Annotated in this window: 8 protein-coding genes and 1 pseudogene; 4 read left to right on the top strand and 5 right to left on the bottom strand. The window is 43.3% G+C overall.

Features of this window, described 5'->3' with window-relative positions; all coding sequences use genetic code 11:
* The first annotated feature begins 180 nt into the window (after positions 1-180).
* Positions 181-822, top strand: a pseudogene (locus tag E2K52_RS12290) (LysE/ArgO family amino acid transporter).
* 37 nt (positions 823-859) lie between these two features.
* Here the strand turns inward: E2K52_RS12290 and E2K52_RS12295 are convergent.
* The 5 genes from E2K52_RS12295 to dapD all read right to left on the bottom strand — a co-directional run bounded on the left by E2K52_RS12295 (position 860) and on the right by dapD (position 4,184).
* Positions 860-1,318 (bottom strand): peroxiredoxin, encoded by a 459-nt coding sequence (locus tag E2K52_RS12295; protein ID WP_151205362.1) that lies wholly within the window; start codon positions 1,316-1,318, stop codon positions 860-862.
* Positions 1,319-1,396: 78 nt separating this feature from the next.
* Complete coding sequence (locus E2K52_RS12300) at positions 1,397-1,807, bottom strand: hypothetical protein (protein ID WP_151205363.1); 411 nt, start codon at positions 1,805-1,807, stop codon at positions 1,397-1,399.
* 16 nt (positions 1,808-1,823) lie between these two features.
* On the bottom strand, positions 1,824-2,492 hold the full coding sequence (gene queC / locus E2K52_RS12305; RefSeq protein ID WP_151205364.1) for a 7-cyano-7-deazaguanine synthase QueC: 669 nt from the start codon (positions 2,490-2,492) through the stop codon (positions 1,824-1,826).
* Positions 2,493-2,524: 32 nt separating this feature from the next.
* Entirely contained in the window at positions 2,525-3,235 is a 711-nt protein-coding gene (gene queE, locus E2K52_RS12310) for a 7-carboxy-7-deazaguanine synthase QueE (RefSeq protein ID WP_151205365.1), read from the bottom strand.
* A gap of 127 nt (positions 3,236-3,362) precedes the next feature.
* Positions 3,363-4,184 (bottom strand): 2,3,4,5-tetrahydropyridine-2,6-dicarboxylate N-succinyltransferase, encoded by an 822-nt coding sequence (dapD, locus tag E2K52_RS12315; RefSeq protein WP_151205366.1) that lies wholly within the window; start codon positions 4,182-4,184, stop codon positions 3,363-3,365.
* Between the two features lie 295 nt (positions 4,185-4,479).
* Between dapD and carO the strand changes: the two genes are divergently transcribed.
* The 3 genes from carO to E2K52_RS12330 all read left to right on the top strand — a co-directional run bounded on the left by carO (position 4,480) and on the right by E2K52_RS12330 (position 7,847).
* Positions 4,480-5,214: an ornithine uptake porin CarO gene (carO, locus tag E2K52_RS12320; RefSeq protein ID WP_151205367.1), complete on the top strand. Its 735-nt coding sequence runs from the start codon at positions 4,480-4,482 to the stop codon at positions 5,212-5,214.
* A gap of 308 nt (positions 5,215-5,522) precedes the next feature.
* On the top strand, positions 5,523-6,713 hold the full coding sequence (gene prpF, locus E2K52_RS12325) for a 2-methylaconitate cis-trans isomerase PrpF (protein WP_151205368.1): 1,191 nt from the start codon (positions 5,523-5,525) through the stop codon (positions 6,711-6,713).
* Between the two features lie 225 nt (positions 6,714-6,938).
* Entirely contained in the window at positions 6,939-7,847 is a 909-nt protein-coding gene (locus tag E2K52_RS12330) for a polyprenyl synthetase family protein (protein WP_151205369.1), read from the top strand.
* The last annotated feature ends 187 nt before the right edge of the window (positions 7,848-8,034 follow it).

The following is an 8,034-nucleotide window of genomic DNA, read 5'->3' on the forward strand; positions in this document are numbered from 1 at the left end:
TCTTGAGTAAGATGAGTATAGTTCATGATGCAACTTTGACTTTGGTCGGTCGGAAGCAAAATGCTAGCTCATCTTGCTTCCTTCCAATAATTTAATCTCTGTTGCACTTCATTTGAGAATCCAAGTATTTAATTCAAAAGTCGGATATGGATAATGATGGCATTTTTATAATGAAATGACATGTCGATGTTAAATGCCTATATACAGGGGCTAGCCATTGGTTTTAGCCTGATTATTGCCATTGGTGCGCAGAACGCTTTTGTGTTGAAACAAGGATTGAAACAGTAGCATATCTTTGCCATTTGTCTCTGCTGTGCATTATCAGATGCCATCCTGATTTCAGCTGGAGTTTTAGTTTTCTCACAGCTGATGCTGTTATATCCGCATTGGCTGAACATTGCCAAGTATTTGGGTGCGACGTTCTTGTTGATCTATGGTGCACAACATTTTTATCAGACCTGGAAAAGTGAGCAGCGCTTAATATCAGACCAAGATGCAGAGCCTGTCTTATATAAAGTCCTATGCATCTGTCTAATACTGACCTGGCTGAATCCGCATGTCTACCTAGATACTGTGATATTAATGGGGTCTATCTCCACCCAATATGCAAATGCACAACTTTATTTTGCTCTGGGAGGAATCACTGCCTCCTTCGTATTCTTTTTTAGCCTGGGCTATGCGGCATGTTATTTGCAACCGGCTTTTCATCGCCCTCAAGCCTGGAAGATACTGGATATACTGATCGGCTGCGTGATGTGGTCAATTGCGATTTCTTTATTAAATAAAGTCTATTGGGAGCATGAATCTAAGAAAAAGACATGAAGAGAAACTTCATGCCTTTTTAGGGGAGGAGAGCAAGTTAAGCCGCTTGAAGGGCTTTTAAATCCTCTAGCACCTGCTCAGCATGACCTGCAGCTTTCACTTTGCGGTATTCTTTAAGCAATATGCCGTTATGGAAAATAAAAGTTGAGCGTTCAATACCCATAACTTTTTTGCCATACATATTTTTTTCTTTGATCACATCAAAGTGATTACATAACACTTCTTCTTTATCGCTAATCAGATTAATCGTCAGATTTTGCTTTTCAGTAAAGTTTTGATGGGCTTTAACCGAATCACGTGAAATACCAATAATTGTGGTATTTAAAGCATCAAACTGATCTTTTAGGCATGAAAAATTGACCGCTTGAGTGGTACAGCCGGGGGTAGAATCTTTGGGATAAAAATAAATCACCAGCCATGGTGTATCCAGTTGAGCTAAATTGATTTCACCTGTCGTTGCAGGAAAATTCTGGTCAAGTAAACTGATCTCAGACATGACTACTCCAATTTCTATAGATTTTTCAAAAAAATAAGCCACATATTGTGGCTTATTCTAGCAAATAATCTGGACGGATTATTTCTTTGCTGCCTGAGCAGATTTCATCGCTTCTTCAGTTAAATTTTTCAATTTACCAGTCAGCTGCGGACCGAAACATGCTTGCAGATCTTTATTCTGTTTTTGTACAAACGCTAAAGTACCCGGGCTTTTTTTCTGGTTAATCGTACTTTGGATTTCCCATTTTTGAGCATTGGTCAGCTTGCCGTCTGCTTCTACAGCACAGCTACAATACTTGCTCACTTCAGCAGCAGTCAGTTTTTTGCCTTTAGCAGTTTCATCTTTACAAACATTGATCAATGCAGCTTTAACATTGGTGCTTTTATAAGCTTGTTGTAATTTGTCTTCAGCTGCATGAGTTGCCGTTGTAAACATTGCCGCAGCTGAAACGATCGCTGAAAGAACGATACTTGATTTTAACATTTTCATATATTCTACCTTGTCTTTACGGTATATAACGTGTCGGGTCTTCAACACCTGCGTCTGCAAAACCTTGTTTGCGTAAACGACAACTGTCGCATTTTCCACAGGCACGTCCTAGGTCATCTGCCTGGTAGCAAGATACCGTTTGACTGTAGTCTACGCCATGTTCCAGACCTAAGCGAATAATATTTGCTTTGGATAAATGTAACAAAGGTGTTTCAAATTTGAGCGCCTGACCTTCAATACCGACTTTGGTGGCAAGGCGAGCCATGTTGGCAAAAGCTTCAATAAACTCTTGGCGGCAGTCTGGATAGCCCGAATAATCCACTGCATTAATTCCGATTACGATGGCCTCAGCGTGTAAGACTTCTGCCGCTGCCAGGGCATAAGAGAGGAAGATGGTGTTGCGTGCAGGTACATAGGTAATAGGAATACCTTCCTGTTCCTGATCCGGGATCTCAAGGCTAGGATCAGTCAGGGCTGAGCCACCCAGGTTACCTAAATCAATATTAATTACACGGTGTTCTATACCTGCACGTTTTGCCAAGGCACGTGCTGCGTCCAGCTCGGTGGTAGAGCGCTGACCGTACATAAAGCTTAGCGCAATACATTCATACCGTGCCTGCGCCCAAGCCAGACAGGTTGTTGAGTCTAATCCGCCAGATAACAATACAATGGCACGAGGGCGCATAACTGATACTCCAAAAATAACTTTATAAAAAATTAACGACCTGTTTCATCGTTCCATAACAACTTGTGAAGTTGCAGCTGGAAACGAACCGGGAGATGGTCTTCCAAAATCCATTGGGCTAAATCACGTGCCAGTGCTGGCAAGTGTACCGAACCTTTTTCAATCGCAAATGCGGGCGAAAACCAAACTGTACTGACTTTCTGCTCCAGTTGATAGAGCTCTACCTGCTGTTTTGACCATTCATAGTCTTCACGGTTACAAATGACGAACTTGATCTGATCACGCGGGCTTAAATGGTCCAGATTAGAAAGCAGATTTCGTGAAACTTCACCTGAAGTTGGGGTCTTTAAGTCTAAAATTTTAGATACACGCGGGTCTACCTTTGACACATCGAGTGCACCGCTGGTTTCAAGCGAGACTTCACAGCCCAAATCTGCCAGACGTTGCATCAAGGGCAGGGCATTGGGCTGCGCTAAGGGTTCACCACCTGTTACACAAATATAAGGGGTTTTAAAAGCGAGTGCAGTCTGAATAATATCATCCAGAGCTTGACGTTCACCGCCTTCAAAAGAATAGGTGGTATCGCAGTAGGTACAGCGCAACGGACAGCCGGTTAAACGAATAAATACCGTTGGCAGTCCAGCCGCATTGGCTTCACCTTGTAATGAATAAAAGATCTCCGTAATGCGTAAACCCGCAGACGGATCAGAAACAGGAATAGCAGAAGATCGAAGCATATTCATAACACTATTAACCACTGAAAAAATAATTAGGTATAAAAATAAAAATCCCTACGATCATTGCTAACCGTAGAGACGAGGAGCGGTTGAGGCCCCGACGAACAATAAATGTTCCGCAGCAGATTACATCTTAATCTTCACGAAGTAGGTCATTTAGGCTGGTTTTAGCCCGAGTTTTGGCATCTACTTTTTTCACGATGATTGCAGCATACAGGCTGTATGTACCACATTTAGAAGGAAGGCTGCCCGATACTACGACAGAACCTGCAGGAACCCGACCATAGTAAATTTCGCCAGTTGCACGGTCATAAATTTTGGTAGACTGACCAATAAATACGCCCATGGAAATAACGGAACCTTCTTCTACAATCACACCTTCTACAATTTCAGAACGCGCACCGATGAAGCAGTTATCTTCAATAATAGTTGGGCCTGCCTGAAGTGGTTCAAGTACCCCCCCAATGCCTACCCCACCTGACAGGTGAACATTCTTACCAATTTGTGCGCATGAGCCGACGGTAGCCCACGTGTCCACCATGGTGCCTTCATCAACATAAGCACCAATGTTCACATAAGAAGGCATCAATACCACATTTTTTGCCTGATAAGAACCCTTACGCGCTACAGCAGGAGGAACGACGCGCACACCCGCTGCTTTAAACTGCTCTTCGGTCCAGCCGGTAAATTTGGTATCTACCTTGTCATAGAAACGAAGGTCACCAGCTTCCAGCGGTTGATTGTCGTTTAATTTAAATGATAACAAGACTGCTTTTTTTATCCATTGATGAACTATCCATTCACCATTGATTCTTTCTGCGACCCGTAAAGTACCATTGTCCAGACCAGCAATTACGTCCTCTACTGCTTGACGGACTTCAGTAGGACAATCTGCTGCGCTAAACTTTGCACGGCCTTCAAACGCTTGCTCAATGATTGTTGAAAGCTGAAGCATGAGTTTCCTTCCGAAAAAAATTTCTAATATTTTACACTATATTTTTGGGAAAAAAGTAAAAACTCGGCAAGGTGATGGCTAATTTAAAAAGTAAAGTGATAAGTATAATTTCTTTATTTTTAATGTGTACAAACATTGTTTAAAAAACACTTACCATTCAACAAGAAAAACTAATTTGTATCAAAAAACAACAAAAGCTAAGCAAAACTTGCATAAAAAATATTCATTAACTCCTTTATATTGAGCTCATCACATAACTAATGATCAAAAAAAAGTTCTTTTAAGGAGAGAAATAATGAAATCTTTATATCAAGCTTTAGCTGTATCCGTTTTAGCGGTAGCGGCAGGCTCTACAATGGCGGCTGATGAAACAGTTGTGACAGATGAGGGTGTGGCATCTTTTTCTTTCTTTAAACCTGCTTCTGTTCGTGCTGAAGTTGGAACGACCGGTTATGGTGGCGCACTTTCATGGAGTGTGAACCCGTATGTAGGTGTAACCTTAGGTTATAACGGCGGTGATATTTCCTGGTCTGATGACTTGTCAATCAATGGCACGAAATACGATCTGGATATGGACAATAACCTGACCTATTTAAATGCCGAAATCCGTCCTTGGGCCAACTGGTTTTATATGGCCGCGGGTGTAGGTTATATTGATAATGATTATGGCTTGGAAAGTCGTACAGGAGCTAATGGGGTTATTACTGTTGATGGTAACCGTTATCAAACTGTAGGTGGAACTACTGGTCGTGTAACTGGTGATCTATCATATAAAAATAATCTTGCACCATATGTAGGTATTGGTTTCTCACCAGCAATTACCAACCGTTGGGGCGTATTCGGTGAAATTGGTGCCTACTATAATGGCAATCCAAATGTTAATTTAACTTCAACTGGTAACTTTGAAGCACTTGATCCAAACGCACCAGATTTTGATACAGCGTTAAGAAATGAAGAGCGTGAAATTCGTAATGACAACGAATATGAATGGCTACCGGTTGCCAAACTGGGTGTAAGCTTCCGTTTCTAAACATTCATCTCAGCAATAAAAAAACAGGCTACGGCCTGTTTTTTTATTTATCATCTTGTTGATAAAACTGAGTATCTATTCCCGGGATGAAGTCATAGAGTCATGGCAGCCTTTTCAGGTGAGTTTGAAGGGGAGACTGTGATAGGTCAGAATCCTTGAAGGATACCAAATGGCTTGATGGCCGGTTTTTATACTAAGGTCGGGCTTGGTAGTGTTGTGGCTTAAACCTACTATAGTTAAAACCTAGAGATCCAATAATCTAAAGAAAACAACGACAAATCAAGATAAATCAAAGGAAGAGAGCATTCATGAGTTTTGCAGCCCAGATCAAGATTCCCGCCACTTATATGCGTGGAGGTACGAGTAAAGGCGTATTTTTTAAGCTGGATGACTTGCCGCCTGCTGCCCGGCAGCCGGGCCGAATTCGTGACCAGCTCCTGCTACGTATCATTGGCAGTCCTGATCCCTATGGCAAACAAATTGATGGAATGGGGGGAGCAAGTTCAAGTACCAGTAAAACTGTGATTCTGTCCAAAAGCCAGCAAGAACATCATGATGTAGATTATCTGTTTGGACAGGTGTCGATTGATCGACCTTTTGTTGACTGGAGTGGCAATTGTGGCAATCTGACCGCAGCAGTAGGTGCATTTGCGATTTCCAATGATCTGGTGGATCAGGCACGTATCCCGGAAAATGGAATATGTACAGTCCGAATCTGGCAAAAGAATATCCAGAAAACAATTATTGCACATGTGCCCATGCAGAATGGCCAAGTGCAGGAATTGGGTGATTTCGAACTGGATGGAGTTACTTTCCCGGCGGCTGAGGTGCAGATTGAGTTTCTGGACCCGGCGGATGACAATGCCGAAGGTGGCTCAATGTTTCCGACAGGGCACCTGACCGAAACGCTGCACGTGCCGAATATTGGCAGCTTTGAAGTCACCATGATTAATGCCGGTATTCCAACCGTATTTTTAAAGGCTGAAGATCTGGACTATAACGGCACCGAGTTACAGGAGCATATTAATAATGATGCCGCTGCACTGGCAAAGTTTGAAACTATTCGTGCTTATGCTGCCAAGCAGATGGGACTGATTCAGGATATTAGTGAAGCTGCAACCCGTCAACACACACCGAAAATTGCTTTTGTTGCAGCACCAAAGACTTATATTTCTTCAAGCGGTAAAGAAGTCACCGAAGCGGATAGCGATATTCTGGTACGCGCCTTATCTATGGGGAAACTACACCATGCCATGATGGGTACAGCTGCGGTCGCAATTGCAACGGCTGCTGCAATTCCGGGGACATTACTACACCAGGTTGCCGGTGGGGGAGAGCGGGAATCGATTCGCTTTGGCCATCCTTCAGGAACTTTAAGAGTCGGCGCACAAGCAGTTCAGGAAAATGGTGAATGGAAGGTAAAAAAGGCCATCATGAGCCGCAGTGCGCGTGTGCTGATGGAAGGCTGGGTGCGGGTGCCTGAAGATGTTTTATCTTAATGCTTTTTTTAAATCGCCTAAGTAAGCCTCTGGCCCTGCGTCGGGTTTTTATGGGGCAGAAGAAGTGCTTTCCTGGATTTATCTTGTATTAATCCAGGAATTACAGAACAACAGGTCGATTTAAAGCTGAAAATTCAAAGTAATTCTAGGTACAATGCCTGCTAAGCACACAGGCGTTTAGCCGCTTGTCATTCTATTTTTCTGGACTACGTATTCGAGGCGAATGTGTCATCTATTACTGACGTATCAACCCATGCATTAACTCAAGCACAACAACGGATTCACCACGACTTACTGGCCGCTTTAGAGGCTTTTGCCATTCCTGAGCCGCTAAAGTCGGCAGTCCATCATGCCGTGATGCTTGGCGGCAAGCGGGTACGTCCAGCACTGTGTTATGCCACCGCCTCCCTAAAGCCCAACCAGAATACTGCCGCGGTACGCCGTGCGGCTGTTGCGATTGAATTTATTCATTGTTATTCACTGGCCCATGATGACCTGCCATGTATGGATAATGACCTGTTACGCCGTGGGCAGCCGACTTGTCATGTGGCCTATGGTGAAGATACAGCGCTGTTGGCCGGAGATATTCTGCAGTCCATGGCTTTTGAAATTCTGGGTAGCCGTCTGTTTGATCAGGGACCGGCTGTCGAGTCGTCGATTGTCTTGAAGCAGATGCAGATTTTAGCAACGGCCTCTTCAAAAATGGTCAATGGTCAGGTGCTTGATTTACAGTCTGAAGGCAAGAAAATTGATCAAGAGGCTTTAGAAACCATTCACCGTAATAAAACCGGTGCTTTAATCAGCGCAGCAATTATGATGGCGGCAGTGACAATCTTTGAAGGAACCGATCTGGCGATTCCTAAACTGCGTGAATTTGGACAGGTCATTGGTTTGGCCTTCCAGGTGCAGGACGATATTCTGGATATTATTTCCGACACGGAAGTGTTGGGTAAAACCGCAGGCAAGGATGAACAGGTTGAGAAATCGACGTATCCGGCCCTAATGGGTTTGGAGCAGGCCAAAATTTATGCCCAGCAATTACATGATCAGGCATTGACTGCTTTGGCTCATTTTGAAGGGGAGGCTGAGGAGCTGATGCACATTACCCAGTTCCTGCTCCATCGTAAAAGCTAGTTGGAAAAATTGTGCCAAGACAGATGAAAACCCATCTATAAAAAAAAGAGGACTTAACGTCATTGCTGTCCCACAATTTTTCACAAGAGGAAGCTCATTTGAGCTTCCTCTTGTTTTATGGGTATTTTATCGGGTGAAAATAAAGCTTTTAAAGTTCTTCTTTCAAACAAATTCACTTGAATTATTC

It is taken from the genome of Acinetobacter sp. RF14B (genome assembly GCF_006864105.1).
GTDB classification, from domain to species: Bacteria; Pseudomonadota; Gammaproteobacteria; order Pseudomonadales; family Moraxellaceae; genus Acinetobacter; species Acinetobacter lwoffii_C.

Coding starts and splice junctions, on each gene's coding strand:
- E2K52_RS12295 (WP_151205362.1), bottom strand. CDS start 1,318: ATGTCTGAGATCAGTTTACTTGACCAGAATTTTCCTGCAACGACAGGT.
- E2K52_RS12300 (WP_151205363.1), bottom strand. CDS start 1,807: ATGAAAATGTTAAAATCAAGTATCGTTCTTTCAGCGATCGTTTCAGCT.
- queC (WP_151205364.1), bottom strand. CDS start 2,492: ATGCGCCCTCGTGCCATTGTATTGTTATCTGGCGGATTAGACTCAACA.
- queE (WP_151205365.1), bottom strand. CDS start 3,235: ATGAATATGCTTCGATCTTCTGCTATTCCTGTTTCTGATCCGTCTGCG.
- dapD (WP_151205366.1), bottom strand. CDS start 4,184: ATGCTTCAGCTTTCAACAATCATTGAGCAAGCGTTTGAAGGCCGTGCA.
- carO (WP_151205367.1), top strand. CDS start 4,480: ATGAAATCTTTATATCAAGCTTTAGCTGTATCCGTTTTAGCGGTAGCG.
- prpF (WP_151205368.1), top strand. CDS start 5,523: ATGAGTTTTGCAGCCCAGATCAAGATTCCCGCCACTTATATGCGTGGA.